Raw genomic sequence first — 25780 nt, 5'->3', positions numbered from 1 at the left:
TGCCGCGCAGTCCTGTGCCTCAGAGCCCGCTAGAGAATTCTGCGAGATCGTTCAGCACAACCGTAGGATGACGTAGGCGGGGATCGCGAAGGACGTCGCGGAACGCCGCATGTTGCGGATGCGTCGGCATGAACACGGCGCGATCGGCATAGTCTGCTGCGGTGAAGGTGCCCCAGTTGGTCAGGCGCGAAAAGCCGACATGGTCTGCTCCGTAGCGGATGCCGAGATCGACGAAGTCGGGCATCTCGCGGAAATTCTCGGTCTGCACCGTAAAGACGAACTCCAGCGCCTGCACCGCCTCCGCCGCCCGCAACTCGGCCGCGAAGGACAGGTTGCGCTCCATGACCTCCCACCGGGCACCGCGACGGATGCTTTCGTGCACCGGTCCGCTCGCGGCATCGAGGCTGATGCGAAGATGGGCAACGCGCCCGTGAAGGGTGGGAAAGCGCTTCCACTCGCGCGGCGTCAGCAGCATCGCGTTGGTCATAATCAGGAAGCGCAGGTTCGGATAGGTCTCCGCGTCCAGCCGATGGAGGAGGTTCCGGAAATTTTTGCTCGCAAATGGGTCACCCGAGCCGGTGACGAATACCAGTTCGCTGTGCTTCAGCATCGGCAGAACGGCCTCGTCCTGCAGCTTGTCGAAGCGCGCCCGGCGATTGGGGCCGGCGGCGATGATACCGGTGCGGCAACTGGGGCAGGACAGGTTGCAGGTCATGTCATAGGCGAGGTTCACGCGGCGCGGGCTGCTTGGCAGCAGTGTCTGCGTGCGATCAAGGATCGCCTGCGCTACCGGTGAGGTGGCAGACGCCTGAGCTTTTGTCGGCAGCTTGCCCCCCGCGATCAGCGGACACGCCGTCTTGTTGCAATAACGATAGCTGCCGTCATGGATGCTGTTCCGGATCGCCTGCGCCGTGTCCGAATTCCAGACATCCTGCCACGGTTGCTCAGCGAGATCACCGACCGATTCCGGCAACCAGCTGGCGCAGCAGAGATGGCTTTTCCCGTCGAGCACGTCGAGCGTATCGAAAGGCACCGAGCAGAAGCGGTTCGACAGGTCGAACTTCGGATCATCGGGATGCGCGAGCGATTTCAGGTGGAAATAGGCGCCCTGAACCAAGGTCGACTGGCTGTGCGCGACGGCGATCGGTTCCAGCGTCCGCAGGCCGTCCGCCAGGCGTCCTTCAGCGGCGATGCAGACCGCGTACACGACGCTCCACATCTCCGTGTAGAAGTTGAGCTCGTTGGCGGTGAGGCGTTCGATCTGCGCCGAAAGTGAAGGGAAGCACCCGACAATCGCCGGCATCGCGGCCCAGATTTCGGGATGGTCGAGGCCGTCGAGGATTTGCGCCAGAAGCAGTTCGACGACGGCCGTCTCGTGCGGCAGCATCAAGTAGCGCAGCTGAGCGGCGGCATTGCCGAATGCCTGATTAGGCCGGAGATAGGCGGCGCGAACCAGCAGAAAATCCGCGTCCTCGCGACAACCCCGAGCAGCCAGAAGGGCGGCTGACAGCAGCACGAGAGAATCGCCCAATTGGGCCAGATCGTCCTGAGCGGTCAGGCCGTTGGCCTGGCGAAGGATGTCGAGCGCGATACCGGCGATGCGCGGGGTGAGGTCGAGGACTGTTCCGATGGCATCGGGGTTTGAAAGATTCAGATCGAGCTCTTCGAGTGTCTCGACGAGTACGTCGACAAGCAGGGCCCGGTCTTGATCATTGTCCAGCGGCAGCAGGGCGAAATCGGAAAGGCGTGCGGAGGTGAAAGGATCGCTTCGGCTTTCAGGACAGCCCGCTTCTTCGAACCCATGATCCAAGACCAAGTCGATATCGCCGGGATTATCCATGGGTTACCTCGCTGATCCTCCCTATGGTCGCTAGGAAAACAGGGTTAACGAGATGTAAAATTGGAGCTTGCTGCCTGACATAATGCGCCAAAATGGATGCGATTGGTGACCATTCCACCCGCGCCCATCCAGCGCGGCTATTCAAATGCCTTTGGTGAACACCTGACAGGACGCTCCCCACAAAGCCTTGAGTCGGCTCCGGAAACGCGCGACGCTGGCGGTCTGTCTATTTCGAGGGATGCCATGATCAAGACGTCGCTGCTCGCCCTGTTCGCGGGTGCCTCCATCTTCGCCACGCCGGTTCTGGCCCAGGATGCTGCGAGCACGGTCTCGCGCTTCGAGGGGCGGGATATCTTCGCGCTGCAGGTCGCGGCCGATCCGCAGATCAGCCCCGACGGCCGCAGCGTCGCCTATGTGCGGCGGCAGGGCGACATCATGACCGATCGTCAGAAGGGTTCGATCTGGCTCGTCGACGTCGCCAGCGGTCGACAGCGGCCCCTGGTCGAGGGGGCAAGCCAGCCGCGCTGGTCGCCCGACGGGCGGCGGCTGGCCTATGTCGCGGCCGATGCGAAGGGCAATGCCCAGCTGTTCGTCCGCTGGATCGCCGAAGATGCGACCGTCCGCGTTACGGGCCTCCCCGACAGCCCCAGCGCGATCACATGGTCGCCCGATGGCAAGAGCATCGCCTATATCATGCGCGTGCCGGGCGAGCCGATGAAGCTGGGCAAGGCGCCCGACAAACCCGAGGGCGCCGAATGGGCCAAGCCGCTCGAGGTGATCGACCGGATCGACTATCGCAGCGACGGCGGCGGCTATGTCGAACCGGGCTATGACCATGTCTTCCTCGTCGCGGCGGACGGCGGCCCGTCGCGCCAGCTGACGAGCGGCGACTATCAGCATGGCGGGCCGCTGTCGTGGTCGCCCGATGGCCGGTCGCTGCTGTTCAGCGCGGTGCGCAAGCCCGACTGGCAGCGCGAGGTGTTCGATCCCGAAATCTATGCGCTCGATCTGGGCAGTGGCGCGATCCGCGCGCTGACCGACCGGCGCGGTCCGGACATCGCGCCGGTGGTGTCGCCCGATGGCTCCAGGGTTGCCTATCTCGGCTATGACGACCGCCGCCTGTCCTATCAGAACACGCTGCTCTATGTGATGAACCGCGACGGCAGCGGCGTGCGGGCAATCACCGCCGGGCTCGATCGCAGCATCGACCGGGTCGAATGGGCCGCCGACGGCCGGTCGCTTTTTGCGCAATATGACGAGCGCGGCGTGAACCGGGTTGCGCGGATCACGCTCGACGGCAAGGTGACCGAACTGGCGACGGGACTGACCGGCACGGCGTTCGATCGCCCCTACAGCGGCGGCGACTTCACCGTATCGCGCAATGGCGTCATCGCCTTCACCAGCGGGTCGGCGCTGCGACCGGCGGATCTGTCGGTGGCAAGCGGGGGCAAGGCACGCCGGCTGACGGCGCTCAACGACGATTTCCTGGCGCACAAGAGCCTGGGGCAGGTCCGCGAGCTAGCGGTCAAGGCACCCGATGGTCGCGAGGTGCCGGCCTGGCTGGTGACGCCGCCCGGCTATCAGGCAGGGCAGAAGATGCCGCTGGTCCTCGAAATCCACGGGGGGCCGCACACCGCCTATGGGCCGCATTTCTCGACCGACGACCAGCTGTACGCCGCAGCCGGCTATGCGGTGCTCTACACCAACCCGCGCGGGTCGACCTCCTATGGCGAGCAGTTCGCCCAGCTGATCCACCATAAATATCCGGGCGACGACTATGGCGACCTGATGGCGGCGGTCGACGCTGCGATCGCGGCCGGCGTCGCCGATCCCGACAATCTCTTCGTCACGGGCGGATCGGGCGGCGGCGTCCTGACCAGCTGGATCGTCGGCAAGACCGATCGCTTCCGCGGCGCCGCGACGCAGAAGCCGGTTATCAACTGGGTCAGCGAGGCGCTGACGATGGACAACACGCTGTTCACGTCGCGCTACTGGTTCCCCAAGCTGCCGTGGGAAGATCCGATGGGCTATTGGAACCGCTCGCCGCTCAGTCTGGTCGGCAATGTGAAGACTCCGACGCTGGTGGTGGTCGGCAGCGAGGATTATCGGACCCCGGTCAGCGAGTCCGAGCAATATTATGCCGCGCTCCAGATCCAGGGCGTACCGACTGCGCTGGTAAAGATTCCGGGGGCGAGTCACGGCGGAATCGCTGCGCGACCGTCGCAGTCGGCGGCCAAGGCGGCGGCGATCATCGCCTGGTTCGACCGTTATCGCACGGGCGCCAGGGGCACGACTGCACCCTGACCTTCGGGGCATAGGCCGTTCGGCCTAGTCGAAGCGGACGATGCCCGGCCCCGCGCTCCTCGTTATGCCCAGCGCATATAGGGGAGAGGATCGGCGCGCGTCCCGGCTTCGGGCCGGTCCGACCCCATGAGAGAAAAGGACGGGGTCGACATGGCAAAGGCGTTGCGGTTCGTGGTCATCGGTGCGGGGATGTCGGGCATCCTCGCGGCCATCAAGCTGAAGGAACAGGGGCAAAAGGACGTCACCGTCTATGAAAAGGGCGCGACGATCGGTGGCACCTGGCGGGAGAACCGCTACCCCGGCCTCACCTGCGACGTGCCGGCGCATTGCTACACCTACAGCTTCGCGCCGCATGCCGACTGGAGCGCCTTCTACGCCCCCGGCCCCGAGATAAAGGGTTATTTCGAGAAGGTGATCGACGATTTCGGCGTGCGCGACCTGATCCAGCTCGAGCGCGAGGTGACCGAATGCATCTGGCGTGATGGCCGCTGGCAGCTGCGGCTGGCCGATGGCAGCACCGACGCGGCCGACATCGTGATCGCGGCCTCGGGTGTGTTGCACCATGTCAACATGCCCGAGATCGAGGGCATGGAGGATTTCCAGGGCGCGCTGTTCCATTCCGCGCGCTGGGACGACAGCGTAGCGCTCGACGGGCAGCGGATCGGCGTCATTGGCAATGGCTCGACCGGTGTCCAGATCGTCACGGCGCTGTCGACCCGCGCGGCCAAGCTCGTCCATTTTCAGCGCTCGCCGCAGTGGATCATGCCCGTTCAGCAATTTCCCTATAGCGACGAGGACCGCGCCGCCTTCCGCAGCGACCTCTCCAAGATCGATGCGATCCGCTATGGCGACGACTATTGGAACGGTGTGCGCCGCTTCAACAAGGGGCTGGTCGACCCCGATTCCGAAGCGATGCGCGAGATCGAGGATCTTTGCCGCCAGAATCTCGAGAACAATGTCCATGATCCTGTGCTGCGAGAGAAGCTGCGCCCCAATTACCGCGCCGCGTGCAAGCGCCTGATTTATTCGTGGAACTATTATGAGGCGGCGCAGCGGCCTGCGGTCGAGATCGAGACCGGAAAGATCGACCGGATCACCGCGACCGGCATCCGCATGCAGGACGGCACCGAGCACCCGCTCGATGTGATCGTCATGGCCACCGGCTTCCGCGCCGACCGCTTCATCCGGCCAACCGTGGTGCTGGGCGAAGATGGTGCCGATCTCGACGAACTGTGGCGCGAGCGGCCGACCGCCCATTATGCGGTGACGCTGCCGGGCTTCCCCAATTTCTTCATGCTCAACGGCCCGACCGGCCCCGTCGGCAATTTCTCGCTGATCGACATCGCCGAGCAGCAATGGGGCTATATCGCGCAGTTGTTCGCGCCGATCGTCGAGGGGCAGGCCAGGGCGGTTGCGCCGACGCGCGAGGCCCATGCCGACTATGACCGCCGCCGGGCCGATGCCGCCCGCAACACCATCTTCGGCTCGGGCTGCACCAGCTGGTATCTCGACAAGAACGGCGTCCCGCTGACCTGGCCGTGGAGCTACGACGCCTTCGCCGAGGCGATGAGCGCACCGAAGCGCGAGGAATATGTCTGGGCCTGACCGGTTTTCGGGGCGCCGGCCTTGGCAGGCGCCCCATCTACCATTTGAAGCGCTGGACGATACCCCGGCGGCGGCCGGCCAGCTGCTCGCGCCGCTCTTCCGGCCCGATTTGCTTCATGCCGGCGGGCAGATGATCGAACAGCGCGCTGCGCTTGACCTGCTGACAGGTCGGAACCGGATAATGGTCGGCGATCATCCAGCGATAGGTGACATAGCCCTCGCTATGGCCTGACGGGTCCAGCCAGTTGGGCACGCCCGGATCGTCATGACTGACGACGACGATCAACTCGCCATCCTCCTCCAGCGCGGCATAATGGCAGTTGGTGTTGGCGAGGCGGTAGCGATAGTCCATCGTCTCCCACCAGTAATTGCCGAACTCGACCGCCCAGTAGCGCGCTTCGGGCGGGCGGACGCGGATGATCAGCACCTCGTCCTCGGGCAGTATCCAGTAGCAGATCAGCGGCTCGCCGCCCGGCGTCGCGTCGATCTTATTGTCGTCGAGCTGGCGGTAGGAAAGGAAGCGATTGGGCTGGACCTTCCACTTGTCGATCATGTCCGCCCAATAGGTTACCGACCAGTGCAGCCAGTGCGCCGCCGCCGCCAGTCCCTCCGCGACCGTCTCCGGGGTCAGCTGCGGCGGGGCGCCGTCGCCGGTGATCCGGTCGATGCGTGCCTCCATGGGCTTCTCACCCTCCCAGTCGGCAAAGAACTGGCGGAAGGTCAGGCGGAAGGTGTCGGGCGTGGTCCTGATCCAGTTACCCGGGCGCTCGTCGGGCCCGACCCACAGCTCGAAATTTCCGTCCGCATCGACGTCCAGGTCGTCCCCGAACAGGACCGAGGGCACCGCCCCGCCCCAGGGGGTGGCGCCGCGCTCGACCACGGTGACGCTGAAATAGCGGGCGTTGCCGCGTTTGCCGCTGACCCGATAGGTGTCGGTCCCGTTGATCGGCGCGCCGACATAGAGCGCGTCGGTATTGTCCCCGCCCTGTTTCCGCATCGGATCGAAATAATGCATGATCTCCGGGTGGAGCGGGTCCTTGTTCTCCAGCTCGAAGGCCAAAGCGAGGCCGATGTTGCGCGACAGCAGTCGGATCGCGGCCGCACGATCGACGGGATTGGACGAGGCGGTCTCACGGAAGCTGATCTCACCCGCGCGTTTCAACGAGTCGCAGAAATCGTTCCACGCATCGCGCAGCAGCAGGTCATGGTCCGTGGTCATCGGCTGATCCTTTCGTGACGGGCGTGGTTCGGTTCAGGCTTCGCTGGGGACGTCGAAATAGCTTTGGTAGCGGTGGAACAGCTGCCGGGTCCGATCCTGCTGATCGACCTGATAGGCGTGCGCGCCGAACTTCCCCTTGGGCTTATGCGCGAGATAGTCGGCGACCGCCGAGCGCGCCTGGTCGGTGAAAGGGAAGCCGATCTTCGCGTAGAGCTTTTCGAGCGCATCGACGGGCGCGTCGATCAGATCGGCATAGTGGGAATGGACGATCTGGTCCGCCGGGATCGTCCCTTGCTCGATCCAGTCGATCATCTGTTCCAGCCGCGCGGCGGTGCCTTCGGGCGTCAGCAACTCCTCAAAGGCGCGCGCGTCGAACGCCTTGTCGCTACGCATCCAGTAGATGGTGCCGAGCAGATTGGTGACCGAACCCTGTGCCTTGACCGGGTCCCGATGCGTGACGATCACGCGGGCGTCGGGGAAGACGTCGAAAAGGGTCGGCAAAAAGCTCTGATGCTCGGGGGCCTTGAGCAGCCAGTGGTCGCGCGGATTGCGCCACTGCAGCAGCTTCAGCAGCCGGCGATAATAGGCATAGACCGGCGTCTGGTCGGCACCGAACAGCCAGGTCACATAGGTCGGCACCTGGAAGGCGGCGGCGAGATGCTGAGAGCGGAAGGTCAGCCGGAACGCGACCCCGCATTCGTTCGGGATCCACGCGCCCATCTCGTGCATCGCCTGATAGGTCGGCGCGACCCGACCCATCTGCGTGATCATGTCGTGCGCGCGCGGGACCCGCGGATCTGTGCGATAGGTGGCCGCCTCGGGCGGCGGGCAGGGGAGGACGAACTCCCAGTTGGCGGGGGCGAGGAACTGCCTGTCCTGTGCCAGCAACTCAAACAGGATCGAGGTGCCCGATCGCGGCAGGCCGGTGACGAAGACGGGCTTATCGATCACCTCGTCCTCGATCTCGGGATGCTGGCGATAGGCGTCTTCGACCTGCAGCCGGACCTCGAGGAAGTGCAGCAGCTCCTGCCGGGTCCACAGCCGGCCGAACAGGTGGAGTTCAGCCTCCTCATTGATCGCCCTGACCATGATCTCGAGCGGTTCGCGCCAGTCGTCGCTGCCGAAATCGCTGAGGCCCGTGCGGGCGCTGGCGGTGGCGATCAACTCCTTTGCATCAAGCGGGGCGACGGTTTCCGCGTCCCAGGCGGAGGTTTCGGCAAGAAATTGCGACAGCCATTCGGGACGGGGCGGCGGTGCCCAGCTGGAGATTGGCGACCCGTCCTTCTCGCTCATCCTCATCCTCCGATCGGCCGGCGCGATCCATGCGCGCGTCTTTTGTCCTGCCCTGACGATAGGCCGGTAGATGGACGGAACTGGACAGGATATCTCTTCATAAAGACGAGGGTTTTTGTTCGGGAGCGGCTATGGTCGACAGTGGCAGGTCAGTGGCCGAATTGCTCAAACTCTTGCAGAAGATATCGCGCATCGGGGGCGAGCCAACGGACGTGCTGCGCAAGGCGGGAGCGAGCTTCCTGCCGGCCGATCTGGAAAATGGACGGGTAGCAGCGATCGAGCGGCGTCAGCTGGTCGCCATCTATCGCGAGGCGATCGTCACGATCGGCTGGCATTCGAGCCGGCTGGACCGCAAGCCGCAGATGCACCCGGATGAGTTCCGGCTGATGTGTCACTGCCTCATCACCTGCCGGACGCTGGAACAGGTAATCGAGCGCCAGGCCATTTTTTTCCGTACGCGGCTGGAGAAAATCTCGACCATCCGGCTGCAGCGTGGAGAAGGGACGGTGCATGTCCTGGTCGACACGCTGCGTCGGCGTACGAACCTCAGCAGCTTCCTGTCCGACCTTGCCGGCATGTCAATGTTCTGCCGCCTGTACGGCTGGATGCTCGGAACCGGAGAGCATGTCTTTTCGGTCGGCCTCGCCTATGACGAGCGCTACGCCGCCGAGGCGGTGTCCGACTTCTTCTCGGGCGAACTGGCCTTCGGCTGTCCGGTCAACCGCATCTCCTTCCCCGCGCATATGCTGACGATGCCTATCGTGCGGACGCCGGACGATCTCGACCGGCTGCTGGTCGATTTCCCGTTCGACTTTCTCGCAGCGTCGCCCGACAGCCTTGCGCTGACCGACCGGGTGCGGACGCTCTATTCCATCGCTCTTGCTCGCGACGGTCGGTTACCGACACTGGAGCAACTCGCGTCCCTGACGGGCCGCAGCCAGAGTAGCCTCCGGCGGCATCTGGCGGATAGCGGTCAATCGATCCGCTCCTTGCGCGAGGAGGCGCAGCGCGGCCTCGCGACCGAGGCGCTGGCGGTCAGTGGGCGTTCGATCGACGATATCGCGCTGCGTGCCGGCTTTCGCGATACGGGTAGTTTTCGGGAGGCATTCCGGCGCTGGACGGGAGTCTCGCCTGCCGCCTATCGTCGCGTCCGGCGCGATGATGGAGAGACATTAGGTCGGACAGGGGAAACCATTTCGTAACAGCGGCTGTGGCAAGGACAGGCTTCCCCGTCCCCAGCAGAGCATTCCCCTGATGAAGATTTCTCGCGCCCTTCTTGCCGGCCTGTGCCTGATCTCGGCAGCCCAGCCTGCCTTTTCGAGCACGACGCAGGACGAGCAGGCCTGGGTGAATTTGACGGTCATGGGAACCCTCACGGGCAAGGTCGTCTATTTTGCCGAGGTCCAGCCCCGCTTCGGCGACGGCGTCAGCCGGCTCGACCAGTTGCTGCTGCGCCCGGCGATCGGCGTGAAGCTGTCGCCGACGATGACGCTCTATCAGGGCTATGCGCGGGTAATCACCAAGCGCGAGGGGGCCCGTGATCTGCGCGAGCATCGCAGCTTTCAGCAGCTGAGCTGGGTCATGGGCAAGCCTTGGGGTGGGGAGTTCTCCACCCGCACCCGGCTCGAGCAGCGCTGGCGTGCGGATGGCGACGATGTCGGGCACCGGCTGCGCGAAATGGTCCGGCTGGAGGTGCCGGTGGCAAGCAATGGCCTCGCGGCGTTGGGCTATGCGGAGGGCTTCCTTGCGTTCAACGATACTGACTGGGGCGCACGATCCGGCTTCGACCAGCTGCGCAGCTTCATCGGCGCCGAGATTCCGGTGGCCGGCAAGACGACGATCGAGCTCGGCTATCTGAACCAGCTGGTCAATCAGACCGGCGGGCGTCGCCGGATGAACCACGTCCTGTCCTTCTCGCTGTTCGCGCGCTTGTAAGGATCAGGCGGGCGGCAGCGGCAGCGCCGTCGTCGACTTGATTTCGGAGAGGGCAGCGATCGAGTTGATCTCCTGTACGCCCTGCAGCCGGCTGAGCTTGTCGAAGAAGAAGCGTTCATAGGCGTCGATGTCGGCGGCGACGATGCGCAGCAGGAAGTCGACCGGTCCCATCAATACGAAGGCTTCGAGCACTTCCGGAAATTCCCGGATCGCGGCGGTGAACTCGTCGAGATGCTGCCGGCCGTGCGCGTTGAGCTTCACCTGGGCGAAGATCTGCGCGTTGAGACCGATCTTCCGGCGATCCAACAGCGCCACCTGACGCGCGATCACGCCGCTCTCGCGCAGCCGCTGGATGCGCCGCCAGCAAGGTGTGGTCGACAGGCCCACCCGTTCGGCAATCTCTGCCGCCGAGAGCGAGCAGTCCTCCTGCAGAAGGGCGAGAATCTTGCGTTCGTAGCTGTCGAGCTTCATCGCAAAATCATACTCAATATGAGCATATATGAGGAATGATTTTTTCGGATAGACAGGGTGCTCCGTCAATCAGCACGAATTTTCCCGGCCGGATCGTCTAGAAGACCTCCTGTCGAAACACCCACTGGAATCGCCATGAGCCTCGCCACCCGCACCTCCCCCGCCGCGCTGCGGTCCCGTATCTCACTTGAGGCCGAGGCCGATCTCGGCGTGACCGGCAGGCTGCTCGATCTGCTCGTCGCGCGTGACAGCCTTCCGCAGAAAATGGATCTCCTGCGCGACGGTCGCACGATGACCGTGACGATGGAAATGGCCGGCGGTGTCGAGTTGGACGCAGGTCTGCTGGCGCAGATGCGCGAGATTCCTGGCGTCAGGGCCGCCGGTCCGCTCTGACCACAGCGCGCCGCGGCAGGGGCGGCCCACGATAACCGGCTGCGGATGTCGAGGGTGCTGGATGAACCCGCCGCCTCTGCCTATGGACGGATCATGGATGTTCCGCCCGATCCCGCCACCTCTCCCGATGCGCTGACGACGCTGCGCGCGTTGCTGCGGGGGCATCGGGGCATCGGATCGGTCGTCGGCCTGTCGATCCTTTCCAGCCTGACCGAAGGCATCGGGCTGCTGATCATGGTGCCGTTGCTGCTGTCGCTGGAAGCGGGGGATGGGCGCGCCGCGCACTATCTGGACATTCTGGGCCTCTCGAAGACGCAGTTTGCGATGCTGGCGCTCGGTCTCGGTTTCCTGCTCGTCATGCTGCGTGTCGCCATCAACCTGGCCCTCAACGTACAGCGCCGGCGGCTCGAACAGGACGTCGTAGACGGGCTTCGGATGCGGATTTTCGGAGCGCTGGGACGGGCGGAATGGCGCTGGTTGTCACAGCAGCGCGGCGCCGATCACGTCGCCGCCATGTCGACCCAGCTCGGGCGCATCAATGCCGGTCTCTACGCGGCGATCCGCGTTCTCGGCCTGCTGGTGTCGATCGGTATCAATCTCGGTGTCGCGCTCGTCATCTCCTGGCAGACCGCGCTGGCCGCGATCCTGTCGGGCGGGTTGATCGCCGCCATTTTTCGCCAGCAGCGCGGCCGCGTCGCGCGGCTGGCGCAGCAGGTCACCCCGCTGTCGAACCATGTCCACCGTCTCGGCCAGGAGGGGGTGACCCAGCTGCGCCTGAACCGGTTGCTCCACCGCCAGCCGGCGGCCGAAGCCGAGCTTGGCGCGGCGGTGCAGCGGCTGCGCGACGTTCAGATCGGCCATGGACGCGATGTCGCTCTGATCGGCGGCGCAGCGCAGCTGGTGACGGCGTTCGTGGCAGTCGGTCTCGTCGCCTTCGGTTATGCGCTGATAGGCCTGCCGATCGGCATGCTCCTGCCGCTGCTGGTCGCGATCGTCCGCATTGGTCCGATGATCGGCGGGGCCCAGGACAGCTGGAACATCTGGGTTCACGCAGCACCCACCGTCGAGGCCGTGCAGCGCCTGATCGTGCAGATCGACGCCGCCGCCGAGCCCGTCGCAGCGCCGGATATGCCGCGGATCGCGCTGGTCCGGGATATCCGTCTGTCCGGGGTCACGCTATGCTATCCGGGGCGCGATCGACCGGCGCTGGAGCGCATCGACTGCCGGATCGAGGCGCGCACCACGACGGCGCTGGTAGGCCCCTCAGGAAGCGGCAAGAGCACCTTTGCCGATCTCGTGACGGGGCTGCTTGCGCCCGATGAGGGGCATGTGGAGGTGGACGGGCGGATCCTGTCGGGCGGGGACCGGATCGCCTGGCGCCGCTCGGTCGCCTATGTCGACCAGCATGCGATGCTGTTCAACGCGACGGTTCGCGAAAATCTGCTCGCTGCGGTGCCAGGTGCCAGCGAAGCCGAATTACGGGCAGCGCTCGATGCGGCTTCCGCCCAGTTCGTCCACAGTCTGCCCGCCGGGCTCGATACCGCCATCGGTGACGATGGCGTCCGTCTGTCGGGCGGGGAGCGCCAGCGGCTGGCACTGGCGCGCGCGCTGCTCGATCGGCCGGCACTGCTGCTGCTCGACGAAGCGACGAGTGCGCTCGATGGCGACAATCAGGCCGCCATCGCCGACGCCATCGCCGCGCTGCACGGGCGCATGACCATCCTGTCGATCAGCCATGGCGGCTGGCTGCTCGATCGCGCGGACCGCATCCTGCGGATCGAGAATGGCCGACTGACGATCGAACGCTGAGCTTACGGCTTGTAACGGCGGGTGATTGCGCGCAGCCTTTCCGTGCTGGCCCAGCGGACAGGCGGGGCGCGGAGGGGAGGGTGTGTCGATGGCGCCACAAGGGACGCGCATGATCTGGCCTGCCGCCAACGCTGCTGTTCGGACCCCGGCGGTACAGGCCGTATCGCCAACCTTCTTCCCGCCCGCTTCAGCGAATTTGGCGCGCCATGCTCGATAATCGCTGCCAGCCATCGCAGCAACGTCGTCCGGGGCCCGGGCGGCCGCGCCGCGACGAGATCGACGCGCGAAATGCCGAATTGCTCGATCAGGCGCTGGCGCTGTTTCTCGACCAAGGCTTCGAGCGCACGACGATCGAGGGGATAGCGGCCGCCGTCGGCATGGCGAAGCGGACTGTCTATGCCCGTTATCGGGACAAGGAAGGCCTGTTCAAGGCGGCGCTCGAGCGAGCGATCGACGATTGGGCGGTGCCGCCCGAGGCCTTTTGGGCGATCGAGTGCGACGATGTGGAGTGCTGTCTGCAGGACATTGCCCGGCTGCTGGTTTCCAACCTGCTCGGCTCGCGCGGGCTGCGACTGATGCGGCTGGTGAATTGTGAATCCTATCACCTGCCCGACATCGGCCGATACGCCTATCAGCGGGTGACGCAGCGGACGATCGGCTATCTGGCCGATCTGTTCCGGCGGCGCTCGAGCGGAAGCGGGACAGACCCGGACGAAGCAGAGGAAGCGGCGGCGGCGTTCCTCAACCTCGTCGTCGGCGGTCCCGCGCGCACGGCGGCCATGGGCATCGGCCTGCTGGATGACGATCTGGAGCGGCAGACCCGCTTTCGTGTGCACATCTTCGTCCGGGGTGCTTTCCCGCTTGCGACAGAGCGGCAGAACGCGGCCGTTTAGCCCGACGGGGTTCTTTCGGCCGAGGACACGGCATCGGCTGCCCGCAGCGCCGCGATGATCTTCATCAGATGCTGGAGGTCGTCCACCTCGACCGTGACGTCATAGGTGTGGAAGGCCGCGTCGCGATGCGACAGGCTGAGGTTGACGATGTTCGCGTGATAGGTGCCGAGAATGCCCGACATCACGCCCAGCGCGCCGGGCTCGTTCTTCACGATCACGGTCAGCCGCGCGCTCGCGCCGTCCGATCCGTCACCCCAGGCGAGGTCGACCCAGCCGGACTCGTCGCTTTCGGCGAGGATGCGGCAGTCGATGGTGTGGACCTGCACCGGCTGGTCGGGCTGACGCACCCCGATGATGCGATCACCTGGGACCGGGTTGCAACATTTGGAGAGCTGGAAGGCGACGCCGGGGGTCAGGCCTTTCATCGAGATCGCCTCGCGCTGGACCGGATCACGCCGTTTCACGCCGGCTTTTTCGGCGCTTCCCGGCATGAGCGCGTCCATCACCGAGGCGTCGTCGACCAGCTTGCGCGCGATGGCCTCCATCAGCGCGTCCTCGTCGGGCAGTTTCAGCCGCTTTAGGGCGTCGTGCATCGCGTCGGCGCCCAGCGTCGCTGGCAGCCGCCGAACGATCTCCTCGTAGAATTTGCGGCCGAGCGCGATCGTTTCGTCGCGCTCCTTCTGGCGCACGAAGCGTCGGATCGAGGCCCTTGCCTTGCCCGTGTAGGCGAAGGCGAGCCATTCGACCTGCGGCTCCTGCGCCTTGGAACGCAGAATCTGCACCTGGTCGCCATTCTCGATCGGCGTCCGCAGCGGAACGACGCGGCCGTTCACCTTGGCGCCCACCGTCGTGTCGCCGACGTCGGTATGGACGGCATAAGCAAAGTCGATCGCGGTCGATCCCTTGGGCAACTGGATCAGTTCGCCGGTCGGGCTGAAGGCGAAGATGCGATCCTGGTACATCGCCATCTTGGTGTGTTCGAGCAGTTCTTCCGGATTGCCCGCATGTTCGAGAATGTCGACCAGATCCCGGATCCAGCTGTGATTCCCGTTGGGGTCGGTCTGCTTGCCCTGCTTATAGGCCCAGTGGGCGGCGAGGCCGAACTCGGCCTCGGCGTGCATCTCCTCGGTGCGGATCTGCACCTCGATCCGCATCTTTTCCGAATGGATGATAGAGGTGTGGAGCGAGCGATAACCGTTGCGCTTCGGGGTCGAGATATAATCCTTGAAGCGGCCGGGGACCATCGGCCAGCGGCGGTGCAACACACCCAGCGTCTTGTAGCAGTCCTCCACGTCCTTCACGATCACGCGAAACGCCATCACGTCCGACAGTTGTTCGAAACTGATGTGGCGCTCTGCCATCTTTCGCCAAATCGAATAGGGGTGCTTCTCGCGGCCCTGAATATCGGCCTGGATGCCGGCGCGGCCCAGTTGCAGGCGGAGGCCCGAGCTGATCCGGGAGATCAGATCTCCGCCACCTTCGTTGAGCTGCTCCAGGCGCTTGGTGATCGAGTCATAAGCGTCGGGTTCGAGCTGCTGAAAGGCGAGTGTCTGCATCTCGCGCATGAACTCGTACATGCCGATCCGTTCGGCGAGCGGGGCATAGATGTCCATCGTCTCGCGCGCGATGCGCCGGCGCTTCTGTTCCGAGGCGATATGGTGGAGCGTGCGCATATTGTGCAGCCGGTCGGCCAGCTTGACCAGCAGCACGCGGATGTCGCTCGACATCGCCAGAAGGAATTTGCGCAAATTCTCGGCGGCGCGTTCATTCTCGGTCTGGGCTTCGATCTTCGACAGCTTGGTCACGCCGTCGACCAGCCGCGCGACTGAGGGGCCGAAGCTTTTCTCGATCTGCTCCGGTGTAGCGACGGTGTCCTCGATCGTGTCGTGGAGGATTGCGGTGGCAATCGTCTCGTCGTCGAGCTGGAGATCGGTCAATATGCCCGCCACCTCGATCGGGTGGCTGAAATAGGGATCGCCGCTGGCCCGCTTCTGGCTCCCGTGCGCCTGCATCGAAAAGACATAGGCGCGGTTAAGCAGGGCCTCGTCGGCATCCGGGTCGTAGCTCAGGACCCGGTCCACTAGTTCATATTGTCTCAGCACATATCCATGATTGGGGTGCGATTGCCGATGATGCAACTGCGAAAAGACCGATTATTTGCCTCAAGGCCAGCCGGCCTGTCCAATCGCACCAGAAAGGAAACGACCCGCCTGCCGTGGGGCAAGCGGGTCGTGTCATTCCAGTCGTTGCTACGACGGTCAGTCGTAATCGCCGCCGATGTTCTGGTTACGCGGCGGGGCGGCGGCCGTAAGGCGCAGCGCCTCGGCAGAAGCCGCCAGCGAGCCGATTTCGTCCGGCGCGTCGTCGTCGTCGACGCGGACGCGCTGAAGGGACGAAACCACGGCCTCGTGCAGGTCGGCCGGGGTCACCGTCTGCTCGGCAATCTCGCGCAGCGCGACGACGGGGTTCTTATCGCGGTCGCGGTCGACCGTCAGTTCGGCGCCGCCAGAAATCTGACGGGCGCGCTGGGCCGCCATCAGCACCAGGTCGAACCGGTTGGAAATCTTGTCGACGCAATCCTCGACTGTGACGCGCGCCATAGAACGCTCCGTTCTGACTCATACTTCGGAAAGAGGGCGCGGCTAACAGGGGCAAGGCCGAATGTAAAGGAAAATGCCCGATCAGCCCGCGTCGTGCGTCAGGGCTCGGCGGGCTTGCGCGCCTTGAGAAGGTGGCAGGGCGGGATGTTGAACCATTCGAACGACCGGTCCACCCGCGTGAAATGGGGCGCGAGCAGTCGCAGGACATTGGGCGAATATTGGTAGATCAGAAAACTGCCGCCGGGACTCAGTGCCGCGAAGGTCTGTTCGGCGATTCGCGCGCCCACGCCGGCAGGAAGAGTCGAAAAAGGCAGGCCCGACAGGATGTAATCCGCACTTTCGAAACCATGCGTCGCGATGATGTCCTGGACGTCTGCGGCAGAACCGTGGACGGCAATGAAGCGGCTGTCGGCATAGCGACGGCGCACAAAGTCGACGAACACGGGATTGGTGTCGATCACCAGCAGCGTGGCATCGGGCGAAAGCCGTTCGAGGATCGTGTCGCAGAAGGTGCCGACGCCGGGGCCATATTCGACGAACAGCCTGGTTTCGTCCCAGCGCACGTCGGACAGCATGGCTTCGATGGTCCGGCGCGACGAGGGGATGATCGAACCGATCATCGCCGGGTGGCGCAGAAACTCCCGGAAGAACAATGCCATGGGGCTGGCCGTGCTTCGCGAGGAACGGGACGCCACGCCGCCGTCCAGCGTTCTTTCAGCCATCAAATCACCCATGTTCGTCCCATCGGATCTGTCGTTGTCAGCTTCCGTCGCAAAAGCCGCAGCGCATGGCAAGCTATGCTAGCGACGGAAACGACAGGACGCCTCAGAGCGGGTGCGGGTTGCAGGAGCCGGACGGGGCATGAAAAAAAAGGCCGGCTGCCCAAGGGCGCCGGCCTGAAAGTTTTAGGAGAGGATGCCTGAAAGGCCCGTCCTTATTGCGCTGCGGCATGAAATCTCGCAAGTGCGAAATTCGGCATATGGATTGCAACTTCTGCAACCTTGAATCTCCGGCTATTGCTGCCATAAGATGTTTCCACGCCGTTGCTGAGCGCCACGATTGCATTTTGCATCGCAACGCAAACCGGCGGGATGAAAGGGTCGCATGCGCAGACTGCCCCCCCTGACCGCCATAGAGGCGTTCGTCCAGGTCGCCCGGCTCGGTTCGGTCAAGGCTGCCGCCGAGGAACTGGCGCTTTCGTCGCCCGCGCTAAGCCGTCGGGTCCAGGCGCTGGAACGCTTCATGGGGCGCAACCTGTTCGAGCGCCGCCACCAGGCAATGATTCTGTCCTCGGAGGGCGAAAAACTGTTGTCGCGTATCGCGCCGGCGCTCGACCAGCTCACCCTGGCGATCGATGCCAGTTCCGGTGAGACCGAGCTGGTCCGCCTGCGCTTGGGGGTCATGCCGCTGTTTGCGTCGCAGCGCCTTATGGGGCGCCTGCCCGAACTCCGCGAGCGGCATCCCGAACTCCATATCGACATCGACACGGGCAGCCATGCGCTCGCCCGGCTGGGGGAAGGCGTCGATGCGGCGATCGTGCTGGCTCGCGATGTCGACACCAGCCTCTATTCGCGCCGGATCGACCGCGACACGGTGGTCGGCATCGTCAATCGTTCGCTGCTGTCCGGTCGCTATCCGGTCGGCAAGGTCGACGACCTGGCCCGTCTGACGATCTTCCTGCACCGCGACATGCCTGAGCTGTTCACTATCTGGCGCGAGGCCTTGGGGCGGCCCGATCTAGAGCCTGCGGCGGTCGACGTGTTCGACTCGGGACAGCTGATGCTCGATGCGGCGGCGCAGGGACTGGGCGTTGCCTTCATGCTGCGTAGCCACCTCGAGGATGCGCATGATGAGCGGCTGACGCACATCTTCGACGAGTCGATCGACAGCCCCTATGGCTATTTCTTCGCCTGCCGCCGTCCCGCGCTCTCGACGCGCGCCGTGCGCATCTTCCACGACTGGCTGTTCGAGGCGATCTCGACAGTCTGATCAAAGAAAATGCCTCCCCGGCGATGGCCGGAGAGGCATGTTCGGTTGCTCGATCTGAAGATCAGGCGTCGGCGGCGATGCGCGCCTTGACGATCTTGCCCGGCGTGCGCGGCGGCTCGCCCTTGGGCAGAGCGTCGACATGTTCCATGCCCGAGTCGACCACGCCCCAGACGGTGTACTGGCCGTCGAGGAAGCGGGCGTCGTCGAAGCAGATGAAAAACTGGCTGTTCGCGCTGTTCGGATTGGCGCTGCGCGCCATCGAGCAAACGCCGCGAACGTGCGGCTCGCGGTTGAACTCAGCCTTCAGGTTCGGCTTGTCCGAACCGCCCATGCCGGTGCCGGTCGGATCGCCGCCCTGCGCCATGAAGCCGTCGATGACGCGGTGAAAGACGACGCCGTCATAGAAGCCTTCGCGGGTCAGCTCCTTGATCTGGGCGACATGGCCGGGAGCGAGGTCGGGGCGCAGGTTGATGACGACATCGCCGCCCTCCAGCGTCATGATCAGGGTGTTTTCGGGATCGGCGGACATCGGGAACTCCTTCTGGTCGATGCGACTCCGCTCCGTCCCTATCGGCAGATGGCGTTCGAGGCGAGCGCTGATTGAATGGGCCATAAGCCCGCCGTCGCTAAATGTCCGGTGGGCTGCGAAAGGCTCGATTCCCGCCATTGCCGTTTGCCGGTCCGGGCCCTAGACCGGCGCTCCAGCCAGGCGTTCGGAGGATGGCGTGAGCGAGACGGACAGCGAAATCCTCGAATCCTCCCCGGTCGAGACGCTCCACGACGAGGATGACCGGCTGAAGTCGAGCTTCGTCGACGCGGTCATCGAATGTGTCGAGCAAGGCGATACCGACGGCGCCCGCGCGCTCGTCTCGCCGCTGCACCCGGCCGACGTCGCGGACCTGTTCGAACTCGCGCCGCAGGAGATGCGGCGACCGATCGCTTCGGCGATTTCCGACCTGCTCGATGCCGACGTCTTCGCGGAAATGAACGAGTGGGTGCGCGAGGAACTGATCGACGCGCTCGCCCCGCACGAGGTGGCCGAAATCGCCACCCAGCTCGACACCGATGACGCCGTTGCGATCATCGAGGAACTGGAGGAGGAGGATCAGCGCGCGGTCCTGCGCGCGATGGAGCCCGACGATCGCGCGGCGATCGAAGAGGCGCTGTCCTATCCCGAGGAATCTGCCGGGCGCCTGATGCAGCGCGACCTGATCGCGGTGCCCGAGCATTGGACGGTCGGCCATGTGCTCGACTATCTGCGTGGCAACGAGGATCTCGTCACCGACTTCTGGGAAGTGTTCGTCGTCGACGCCGGGCACCGCCCGATCGGCACCTGCAAGCTCAGCTGGATCATGCGCACCCCGCGTCAGGTGTCCGTCGGTGACGTCATGGCGCGCGAGCAGACGCTCATTCCGGTCGACATGGACCAGGAAGAAGTCGCCCTCCGCTTCCAGAAATATGCACTGATTTCGGCGGCCGTGGTCGATCATTCGGGCCGGCTGGTCGGCATGATCACCGTCGACGACATCGTCCACATCATCCAGGAAGAGGCCGGCGAAGACATATTGAAGCTGTCGGGCGCGGGTGATGGCGACATCAACGAGCCCGTTCTCGAAACGGTCAAGGTCCGGCTGACCTGGCTGGTGGTCAATCTCGGCACTGCCATCCTTGCGGCGTCGGTCGTTGGATTGTTTCAGGACACGATCTCGCGGCTCGTGGTTCTCGCGGTACTGATGCCGATCGTCTCGGGCATGGGCGGCAATGCGGGCACCCAGACCATGGCGGTGGCGGTGCGGGCGCTCGCGCTCAACCAGCTTACCTCGTCAAACACGGCGCGCATGATCTTCCGCGAATTCCGCATCGCGATCACCAACGGGTTGTGCCTGGGCGCACTGATCGGGCTGGCAGTCTTTCTGATTTACGGCAATCGCGATCTCGGGATCGTGATCTGCCTCGCGATGATCATCAACAATATCACGGCGGGCCTTGCCGGCATTCTCGTGCCCGTCGGCCTCGACAAGGCCGGCGCGGACCCTGCGGTGTCCTCGGCCGTATTCGTGACGACCGCGACCGACGTGATGGGCTTCTTCTCCTTCCTGGGCCTGGCTGCCCTTTGGGGATTGCACGGTTGAAGCCGGCCGGCTCCCAGCCGATATGGAGGCCATGAGCGACCTCCACATCACCAAGATCGCCTTTGGTTGCGACGGCTTCGACGACCTGCGCGCGCGGCTGTTGCCGCGGATCGAGCGCGGCGAGCCGATCATGCTCACCACCCGCTACAAGCCCAAGCGGTTCGAGGAACTCGACGGCGGATCGCTCTACTGGATTTCGCAGCATCGCTTCGGCCTGCGGCAGCCGCTGATCGGTTTCGAAGATATCGAAGGCGGTCGTTGTGGCATCATTCTTGCACCGGTGCTGATCCCGGTGGAACCGCGCCCCCGGCGCGCGCATCAGGGCTGGCGCTACCTGACGGCTGCCGACGCGCCGCGCGACATCGGGGAGAACGGGGCCGATGGCGATGCCATCCCGGCGTCCTTGCAGGCCGAACTGGCCACTCTCGGCCTGCTTTGAGGCGGCATCAGCCGCCGCAGCGAATCGATCCCGACCCCGTCTTGCGCTGAGTGCAACTCGGCTGGCCCGCGATCCTTATGTCGCCGGAGCCCGTGACCGTCGCCTTGGCCGTTCGGGTCGTGCCGACGTCGATATCGCCCGACCCGGTCACCGCCGCGACGAGGTCGCCCGTCGAGAGACTCGCTGCCGCAATACTCCCCGACCCCGTCACGCTGGCGGTCACGCTCTGTGCCGCACCGCGCGCTGCAAGATCTCCGGAGCCGGTGATGCGCAGCGACAGAGTGGACGCCTCGACGCGATCGATCCGCAGGTCGCCCGAACCGCTCACGCCCGCAGAAAAGCTGGCCCCCTTGGCCTGGTCCAAGGCGATATTGCCCGATCCGCTGAGCTGAACCGAGCGGAGCGAGGGCGCCGTAATCGCGACCCGCGTGACATTGCGTCCGGTTCCCCAGGACCAGTTGGAATGGCGCGTCTTCACCACCAGCGCGTCGCCTTCGACCGCCATGATCAGGCGGTCGAGCTGTTCCTGCGGGCCGCGTGCCGAGGCGGATGGGCGCGCTCCATCGCGAATCTCGACATCATAGGGTCCTTCGACCACCACCCGGCTGAAAGCGGAAACGGGGTAATCCCGGCTGGCTGGCGTATCGGCAAGCGCGGGCGAGCCGAGCCCGGCGGAAATCAGCAGCAGAACCTGTACGCGCATTTCGGTCTCCCGACTGTGTTGTTTTAATAATACACAGCTGCTGCGGGCAGACCAGAGTGAAAAGCGCAAAGAAAAAGGCGGCCCGCGAAGGCCGCCTCATTCATCCTTCCGGGGAAGGGACTTATTTGTTGTGGATCGCAGCCGCCTTGCGGAGGATGTCGAGAATCTTCTCCTGCGCCGTGGGCTCGTCGACCGCTTCCATCGCGGCGAGTTCGCGGGCGAGGCGGCTGGTGGCCGCTTCGAAGATCTGACGCTCCGAATAGCTCTGCTCGGGCTGATCGTCGGCCCGGAACAGATCGCGCACCACTTCGGAGATCGACACCAGGTCGCCCGAATTGATCTTCGCTTCATATTCCTGGGCGCGGCGCGACCACATGGTGCGCTTGATCTTGGGCTTGCCCTTGAGCGTGGCGAGCGCTTCGCTCATCGTCAGGTTCGACGAGAGCTTGCGCATACCAACGGCCTCGGCCTTGTTGGTCGGAACGCGGAGCGTCATGCGCTCCTTTTCAAAACGCAGAACGTAAAGTTCGAGTTTGGCTCCAGCAATTTCCTGGCTTTGCAGTTCGACCACGCGGCCGACACCATGCTTGGGATAAACAACATAATCGCCGACGACGAAGCTCAGCGCCTTGGCAGCCATTTAGCAGACCTTTCATTGGGATGCCGTATCAGTTCCGTCCGATCCGCCCTCCCGTTAGCGGCCGACGGCAATCCTCATACGGCGACTCGCAGGTTCCTTGTTGCAGGCGCGCTGGATCGCGCCCGGACGCGAATCCTGTAACACATCAGTAAGCGAAAAGCCAGCATCCGGGCCCATTCCAGCCCGGATAGGGCAAATTCGGTCGCTTTTTGCAGCTGCGAAGGGTGCGATCAGTCGCCCTGGCCGGGTTCGGGCGAGAAGTGTTTCTCATATTTGCCCTCGACGCCCTTCCACTCGTCCGCATCGGCGGGCGCTTCGCGCTTGCGCGTGATGTTCGGCCACTGCGCGGCGAATGTGTTGTTGAGCTCCAGCCACTGTTCCAGGCCGGATTCGGTGTCGGGCAAGATGGCTTCGGCCGGGCATTCGGGTTCGCACACGCCGCAGTCGATGCACTCGCTGGGGTTGATCACCAGCATGTTGTCGCCCTCGTAGAAACAGTCGACAGGGCACACCTCGACACAATCCATATACTTGCAACGGATGCAGGCATCGGTGACGACGTAGGTCATTATCCACTTTTCCCCAGGGGCTGACGCGGCCCCCGTTAGGTTGCGCGTCGCTGCTCGTCAACAGGGGGCGGCGAAAGGTCAGTGTAGCAGGCGGCGGCTTCGGGTGCCGGCCCGCGACGAACGGGCAGCGCCTCGACCCGCACGATACGGACCCGGTCATGCAGCGCGAAGGTCAGCACATTGCCGATCCGGACCGTCGCATGGGCCCGGTCGACGACCCGGCCGTCGATGCGCATATGCCCGGCTTCGGCGAGGACCTGCGCGAGCGCGCGGGTCTTGGTGAGGCGGGTGAACCAGAGGAATTTATCGAGCCGCATTCCGCGGGGACCGTGACGGATAGAGATCGGCAAGCGCGCCGAACAGGTTACCGGGACGCTCGCTTTCGACCTTGCGCGGTGGACGCTTGCCCTTCCATGTCCATTCTTCGCTATTGCCCGGCTGGGTGGCGCGAAAGCCCAGCGCCAGCATCAACTGGGTGAAGCTGGCGGGACGCAAGCCGAGCGAGGTGGACAGTGCCGGGTCGGGCGTGAAGGGCTTTCGTCCGGTACGCGCTTCATGGGCTATTCTGGCCAGCCGCTCTGCCAGATCGACGCGGAGCATCTGCGCCCCGAGCGCGCGATAGCCGGCGCGTGTCATAGCCTCACAGGCGGCGTTGTCGGTGGGAGTGGGCATGGACACCGCTCCGGGTACCGGCAGGTCGGGCATCATCTGGTCCTCGGCCGCAGCGAAGAGGGCGAGACGCCAGCGCGTTGGTTCGGGCTTCAAAAGGGTTGGGGAGTAGACGTCGATCGTGCCGATCTTGACGTCCAGCCGCTCGGCGCGCGAGCGGTCTTCGCGCTCGAGATGCTCGATCGCCGAAGCGACCTGGTCGCGAGGCACGATGCCGCCGGCCTCGGCGAGCGGCGCCAGCAGCGCGCGCAGGGACGGGGGGCAGGCGGGGTCACGAGCTGCATCGGAATAGCGGGAAAGCGGCTTCAGTTCCCTTTGGATCCGCGCTTCCAGCCATGCGGTGACGCGCTGTTCGACGGCAGCGCGATCGACCGGGGTGAGGGTATCGAGCGCGCGGTGCAGTCGGATTCGAGGACTCAGCAGACTGCGCCCCTTTTCGAGCCGCGCCACGACGTCGCCGCGCCAGAAGATCGCCACCGGCCGCCCGGCATCGGTGGCTAGTGAGAATTCGGCATCGCCGTCGGCCGCCAATTGCCGCGCGCGACTCGACAATTCCACGCCCAGCCGCCGTTCGGCTGCCGCCATCAGCCGCTTCATGTCGCCATGCCGCGCCAGATGGTCGGCCTTGAACCGGAAACCGATGAGCCGTCCGATCGCCTCGCCATCGACGGTGACGATACCGTCCTCGTCGACCTTCACGGGGAGCAGCAGGTCCCCTCCCTTGGCGCCGAGATCGCGCATCAGTACCGACGTGCGCCGATCGACGAAGCGCTGGGTCAGTCGCTGGTGCAGCGCGTCGGACAGCTTTTCTTCGAGCGAGCGGGTGCGCTCCGCCCAGCTTTCGGCGTCGGGCAGCCAATCCGACCGGTGCGCGATATAGGCCCAGGTTCGGACCCCGGCGATGCGGTCTGCGAGCGTCTCGACGTCGCCCTGCACGCTGTCGAGCCGGGCGAGTTCGTCCGCAAACCAGCTGACCGGCAGGAAGCTATTGCCTTCGCTGAGGTGGCGAAAGATGCGCGCAACGAGACGGCCGTGCGGTTCAGGGCCGGTCTTGCGGAAGTCTGGCAGCCCGCAGGCCGCCCATAGCCGCGCAATGACAGGTTTGCTCCGGGCGCGTTCGCGGACCCAGTCTTCCTCGGCCAGCCGCTTGAGCACCGCCAGGTCGATCGCCTGGGGCGCCGCGCGCAGCACCTGCCGATCGGGACGCCGTTCAAGATCGGCGATGAGCCCATCGAGCGAGGCCAGCGTCGGCCGCCCCTCGCGCCAGAAGAGATGGTCGATCGGCTGGAAGGCGTGCGCTTCGATCGCATCGACCTCCTCATCCTCGAAGCGGGCCCCGCTGCTGCCCTCCAGCGCGAGTGTCCCGAAGGTTCCATCACGCTGGTGGCGACCTGCGCGTCCGGCGATCTGCGCCATTTCCGCGATGGTGAGCCGCCGCGTCCGCCGGCCGTCGAACTTGCGCAGCGAGGCGAAGGCGACGTGGGCGACGTCCATGTTCAGGCCCATGCCGATCGCATCGGTGGCGACCAGATAGTCGACCTCGCCCGCCTGGAACATCGCGACCTGGGCGTTGCGGGTGCGGGGCGAAAGCGCGCCCATCACCACGGCGGCCCCACCGCGCAGACGGCGCAGCATCTCCGCCACCGCATAGACTTCCTCGGCCGAGAAGGCGACGATCGCAGACCGTGGCGGCAGCCGCGACAATTTGGTCGCGCCCGCAAAACTGAGCGTCGAGAAACGGGGGCGGCCGATGATCTCGGCATCCTTTACCAGCGCGCGGACCATCGGGCGCAAGGCATCCGATCCGAGGATCATCGTCTCTTCCCGACCGCGGGCGCGTAGCAGGCGATCGGTGAATACATGGCCTCGTTCGGGATCGGTGCCGAGCTGCGCCTCGTCCAGCGCGACGAAGGCGAAGTCGCGATCGATCGGCATCGATTCGGCGGTGGTCAGATAATATTGTGCATTGGGCGGAAGAATCTTCTCTTCGCCGGTGATCAGCGCGACGCGTTCCTTGCCCTTGATCGCGACCACCCGGTCATAGACCTCGCGCGCCAGCAGACGCAGCGGAAAGCCGATCATGCCGCTCGAATGGCCGCACATCCGCTCGATCGCGAGATGCGTCTTGCCGGTGTTGGTCGGACCCAGCACGGCCACGACCGGCTGGGCGCTGAGGCTGGCCATGAAGCAAGGATCGGCGCGTCGCGTGACGAACGCAAGCGCGAAACCTGCAGACGACTCGACTCGTGGCCGCAAAGGACTCGATTCGTCGCATAT

At 64.8% G+C, this 25780-nt stretch carries 23 protein-coding genes; 10 read left to right on the top strand and 13 right to left on the bottom strand.

Annotated elements, in window-relative coordinates:
• Positions 1-19: 19 nt before the first annotated feature.
• Positions 20-1840, bottom strand: a complete 1821-nt coding sequence (locus KAY22_RS02600) for an SPASM domain-containing protein (protein ID WP_296619638.1) — start codon at positions 1838-1840, stop codon at positions 20-22.
• A gap of 243 nt (positions 1841-2083) precedes the next feature.
• Between KAY22_RS02600 and KAY22_RS02595 the strand changes: the two genes are divergently transcribed.
• Positions 2084-4144: a S9 family peptidase gene (locus tag KAY22_RS02595; RefSeq protein WP_296619636.1), complete on the top strand. Its 2061-nt coding sequence runs from the start codon at positions 2084-2086 to the stop codon at positions 4142-4144.
• Between the two features lie 150 nt (positions 4145-4294).
• Positions 4295-5749: an NAD(P)/FAD-dependent oxidoreductase gene (locus KAY22_RS02590; protein ID WP_296619633.1), complete on the top strand. Its 1455-nt coding sequence runs from the start codon at positions 4295-4297 to the stop codon at positions 5747-5749.
• A 37-nt stretch (positions 5750-5786) separates the two neighbouring features.
• On the opposite strand, the gene KAY22_RS02585 is transcribed toward KAY22_RS02590, so the two are convergent.
• Positions 5787-6968, bottom strand: a complete 1182-nt coding sequence (locus KAY22_RS02585) for a DUF1214 domain-containing protein (protein ID WP_296619631.1) — start codon at positions 6966-6968, stop codon at positions 5787-5789.
• A 33-nt stretch (positions 6969-7001) separates the two neighbouring features.
• Positions 7002-8261 carry a sulfotransferase gene (locus tag KAY22_RS02580; protein WP_296619629.1) on the bottom strand — a complete coding sequence of 420 codons (1260 nt, stop codon included), beginning with the start codon at positions 8259-8261 and terminating at the stop codon, positions 7002-7004.
• 131 nt (positions 8262-8392) lie between these two features.
• On the opposite strand from KAY22_RS02580, the gene KAY22_RS02575 reads away from it, so the two are divergent.
• Together KAY22_RS02575 and KAY22_RS02570 are read left to right on the top strand one after the other, a co-directional pair.
• Complete coding sequence (locus KAY22_RS02575) at positions 8393-9463, top strand: AraC family transcriptional regulator (protein ID WP_296619626.1); 1071 nt, start codon at positions 8393-8395, stop codon at positions 9461-9463.
• 52 nt (positions 9464-9515) lie between these two features.
• Entirely contained in the window at positions 9516-10196 is a 681-nt protein-coding gene (locus tag KAY22_RS02570) for a DUF2490 domain-containing protein (protein ID WP_296619624.1), read from the top strand.
• A gap of 3 nt (positions 10197-10199) precedes the next feature.
• On the opposite strand, the gene KAY22_RS02565 is transcribed toward KAY22_RS02570, so the two are convergent.
• A complete protein-coding gene (locus tag KAY22_RS02565) occupies positions 10200-10667 on the bottom strand; it encodes an Lrp/AsnC family transcriptional regulator (protein WP_296619623.1) in 468 nt (155 codons plus the stop codon).
• 135 nt (positions 10668-10802) lie between these two features.
• Between KAY22_RS02565 and KAY22_RS02560 the strand changes: the two genes are divergently transcribed.
• From KAY22_RS02560 to KAY22_RS02550, 3 genes are all read left to right on the top strand, one after another.
• Positions 10803-11060, top strand: coding sequence for a hypothetical protein (locus tag KAY22_RS02560; RefSeq protein WP_296619620.1), 258 nt, complete (start codon positions 10803-10805; stop codon positions 11058-11060).
• A 54-nt stretch (positions 11061-11114) separates the two neighbouring features.
• Positions 11115-12869: an ABC transporter ATP-binding protein gene (locus KAY22_RS02555; RefSeq protein WP_296619617.1), complete on the top strand. Its 1755-nt coding sequence runs from the start codon at positions 11115-11117 to the stop codon at positions 12867-12869.
• A gap of 206 nt (positions 12870-13075) precedes the next feature.
• The gene (locus tag KAY22_RS02550) at positions 13076-13762 is read left to right on the top strand and encodes a TetR/AcrR family transcriptional regulator (protein WP_296619615.1); all 687 of its coding nucleotides are present in this window, start codon (positions 13076-13078) and stop codon (positions 13760-13762) included.
• On the opposite strand, the gene KAY22_RS02545 is transcribed toward KAY22_RS02550, so the two are convergent.
• The 3 genes from KAY22_RS02545 to KAY22_RS02535 all read right to left on the bottom strand — a co-directional run bounded on the left by KAY22_RS02545 (position 13759) and on the right by KAY22_RS02535 (position 17084).
• Positions 13759-15864, bottom strand: coding sequence for a bifunctional (p)ppGpp synthetase/guanosine-3',5'-bis(diphosphate) 3'-pyrophosphohydrolase (locus KAY22_RS02545; RefSeq protein ID WP_296619612.1), 2106 nt, complete (start codon positions 15862-15864; stop codon positions 13759-13761). The two genes, KAY22_RS02550 and KAY22_RS02545, sit on opposite strands and share 4 nt — an antisense overlap.
• 156 nt (positions 15865-16020) lie before the next feature.
• Positions 16021-16362 (bottom strand): DNA-directed RNA polymerase subunit omega, encoded by a 342-nt coding sequence (gene rpoZ / locus KAY22_RS02540; protein WP_296619609.1) that lies wholly within the window; start codon positions 16360-16362, stop codon positions 16021-16023.
• A 98-nt stretch (positions 16363-16460) separates the two neighbouring features.
• On the bottom strand, positions 16461-17084 hold the full coding sequence (locus KAY22_RS02535) for a methyltransferase (protein WP_296619607.1): 624 nt from the start codon (positions 17082-17084) through the stop codon (positions 16461-16463).
• A gap of 382 nt (positions 17085-17466) precedes the next feature.
• Here KAY22_RS02535 and KAY22_RS02530 point away from each other — a divergent pair, with 382 nt between their 5' ends.
• Positions 17467-18351: a LysR substrate-binding domain-containing protein gene (locus tag KAY22_RS02530; RefSeq protein WP_296619604.1), complete on the top strand. Its 885-nt coding sequence runs from the start codon at positions 17467-17469 to the stop codon at positions 18349-18351.
• 61 nt (positions 18352-18412) lie between these two features.
• Here KAY22_RS02530 and KAY22_RS02525 read toward each other — a convergent pair whose 3' ends face one another.
• Positions 18413-18880 (bottom strand): peptidylprolyl isomerase, encoded by a 468-nt coding sequence (locus KAY22_RS02525; protein WP_296619602.1) that lies wholly within the window; start codon positions 18878-18880, stop codon positions 18413-18415.
• Positions 18881-19076: 196 nt separating this feature from the next.
• Between KAY22_RS02525 and mgtE the strand changes: the two genes are divergently transcribed.
• Together mgtE and KAY22_RS02515 are read left to right on the top strand one after the other, a co-directional pair.
• On the top strand, positions 19077-20483 hold the full coding sequence (mgtE, locus tag KAY22_RS02520; protein ID WP_296619600.1) for a magnesium transporter: 1407 nt from the start codon (positions 19077-19079) through the stop codon (positions 20481-20483).
• Positions 20484-20505: 22 nt separating this feature from the next.
• Positions 20506-20922: a DUF1489 domain-containing protein gene (locus KAY22_RS02515; protein WP_296619598.1), complete on the top strand. Its 417-nt coding sequence runs from the start codon at positions 20506-20508 to the stop codon at positions 20920-20922.
• A gap of 7 nt (positions 20923-20929) precedes the next feature.
• On the opposite strand, the gene KAY22_RS02510 is transcribed toward KAY22_RS02515, so the two are convergent.
• The 5 genes from KAY22_RS02510 to KAY22_RS02490 form a co-directional block, all read right to left on the bottom strand.
• The gene (locus KAY22_RS02510; protein WP_296619595.1) at positions 20930-21625 is read right to left on the bottom strand and encodes a head GIN domain-containing protein; all 696 of its coding nucleotides are present in this window, start codon (positions 21623-21625) and stop codon (positions 20930-20932) included.
• Between the two features lie 121 nt (positions 21626-21746).
• Positions 21747-22265, bottom strand: a complete 519-nt coding sequence (locus KAY22_RS02505) for a CarD family transcriptional regulator (RefSeq protein ID WP_165322810.1) — start codon at positions 22263-22265, stop codon at positions 21747-21749.
• Positions 22266-22495: 230 nt separating this feature from the next.
• Positions 22496-22834, bottom strand: a complete 339-nt coding sequence (gene fdxA, locus KAY22_RS02500) for a ferredoxin FdxA (RefSeq protein WP_165322809.1) — start codon at positions 22832-22834, stop codon at positions 22496-22498.
• Between the two features lie 35 nt (positions 22835-22869).
• Positions 22870-23151 (bottom strand): RNA-binding S4 domain-containing protein, encoded by a 282-nt coding sequence (locus KAY22_RS02495; protein WP_296619590.1) that lies wholly within the window; start codon positions 23149-23151, stop codon positions 22870-22872.
• Positions 23138-25687, bottom strand: a complete 2550-nt coding sequence (locus tag KAY22_RS02490) for a helicase-related protein (protein ID WP_296619587.1) — start codon at positions 25685-25687, stop codon at positions 23138-23140. Before KAY22_RS02490 ends, KAY22_RS02495 begins: the two co-directional genes overlap by 14 nt.
• Positions 25688-25780 lie beyond the last annotated feature (93 nt).

It is taken from the genome of Rhizorhabdus sp. (assembly GCF_018006725.1).
In the GTDB taxonomy this organism is placed as follows: domain Bacteria; phylum Pseudomonadota; class Alphaproteobacteria; order Sphingomonadales; family Sphingomonadaceae; genus Rhizorhabdus.
This window is presented reverse-complemented; position numbering and strand designations above follow the sequence as displayed.